Genomic DNA, 1,427 nt, shown 5'->3' with positions numbered 1-1,427 from the left:
GTTCCAGGGCGCGACCGTTGCGCACCAGCGACGACGCCGCCGAAGCCGACAGCCGGGCGTGCCCGCGCAGCCAGGCGGTCATCGACGCCTTGCCGTCGAAATCGGCCGCGCCGGCCAGCTCGCACTGCCGCACCGTCCGCGCCACCTCGGCCGCCAGCCGGTTGGACAGCACCAGCAGATCACCCAGGCGCTCCAGGAGCGCCGGCCCGAACAGCCCATCGATCCGCTCGCCCGGGGCCGCGTCGAGGGCCGACCCCAGCTGCTCCACGACACCTCCCGAACGGCTCGAACGTATGTACGAATACTAGCCGACCTGACCGGCATGCGCAGCACGAATCCGCAGGTCAATCGGCTTGTCGGTAGGGAGTCCGCCGCCTGGCACCGCATCGATCTGCGACCGGCTCCCCGGCGCGGCATGATCGAGGACGGACCGACTGGGGGAGGCCGTGTGACCGTGATGCCGGCTGCGTTCTTCGGGCACGGCAACCCGATGAACGCGCTCGAGACCAACCGCTACACCGAGGCCTGGCGGGCGTTCGGTCGCTCGGTACCGCGCCCACGGGCGATCCTCGTCGTCTCCGCGCACTGGTACGTGCAGGCCACCGCGCTCACCACCATGCCGAAGCCGCGCACGATCCACGACTTCTACGGCTTCCCGCGCGAGCTCTTCGACATCCGGTACGAGGCGCCCGGTCTGCCGGAGCTGTACGAGGAGGTGGCCGACGTCGTGCACCCCACGTGGGTCGGCGCTGACCTGGACAGCTGGGGGATCGACCACGGCACCTGGTCGGTGCTGCGGCACGCGTTCCCGAACGCCGACATCCCGGTCGTGCAGCTGTCGATCAACGCCCTCAAGTCCTTCGACTACCACCTGCAGCTCGGGGCGGCGCTGGCTCCGCTGCGGGAACGGGGTGTGCTGGTCATCGGGAGCGGCAACGTGGTGCACAACCTCGGAGGGGTGAGCCGCGCGCTGCCCGACGCCGGATTCGACTGGGCGCAGCGGTTCGACGAGGCGGCCAAGGAGTGCATGCTCACCGATCCGGGTGGGGCCGGCCGGCTGGACGGGCACCGCGACTTCGACCTCGCCGTCCCCACGCCCGACCACTTCCTGCCGCTGCTCTACGTGGCGGGCATGGCGGGGGCGGCCGATGCGCCGGTGGACGTGCTCGTCGACGGCTACGCCCACGGCTCGCTGTCGATGACCAGCTACACGGTCGGGATGGACGTGCCCGAGCCGTCGGGCAGCGGGATGGCGCCGCAGCTGCCGGAGGGCCCGCCGCCGGACGGCGCGAACATCTAGGCCAGGTCGACGACCTCGCCGACGACCCAGACGGCGGGTGGCCGGACGGCGTGCTCGGCGAGGGTGGCCGGCAGGTCGGCCAGCGTGGTGCGGACGCTGCGCTGGGTTGGGGTGGTGCCGTCGCTGA

General features: G+C 71.8%; 1 protein-coding gene and 1 pseudogene. One reads left to right on the top strand and one right to left on the bottom strand.

Annotated elements, in window-relative coordinates; all coding sequences use genetic code 11:
- Nucleotides 1-268, bottom strand: a pseudogene (locus C5508_RS19185) (endonuclease); the annotation flags it as partial.
- A 189-nt stretch (nt 269-457) separates the two neighbouring features.
- Between C5508_RS19185 and ygiD the strand changes: the two are divergent.
- A complete protein-coding gene (ygiD, locus tag C5508_RS19180; RefSeq protein WP_104526499.1) occupies nt 458-1,300 on the top strand; it encodes a 4,5-DOPA-extradiol-dioxygenase in 843 nt (280 codons plus the stop codon).
- Nucleotides 1,301-1,427 lie beyond the last annotated feature (127 nt).

Origin of the sequence: Blastococcus atacamensis, assembly GCF_002938425.1 — a bacterium.
Lineage (GTDB): Bacteria > Actinomycetota > Actinomycetes > Mycobacteriales > Geodermatophilaceae > Blastococcus > Blastococcus atacamensis.
The sequence above is the reverse complement of the archived record's forward strand: the minus strand, read 5'-3'. Positions and strand labels throughout refer to the sequence as shown.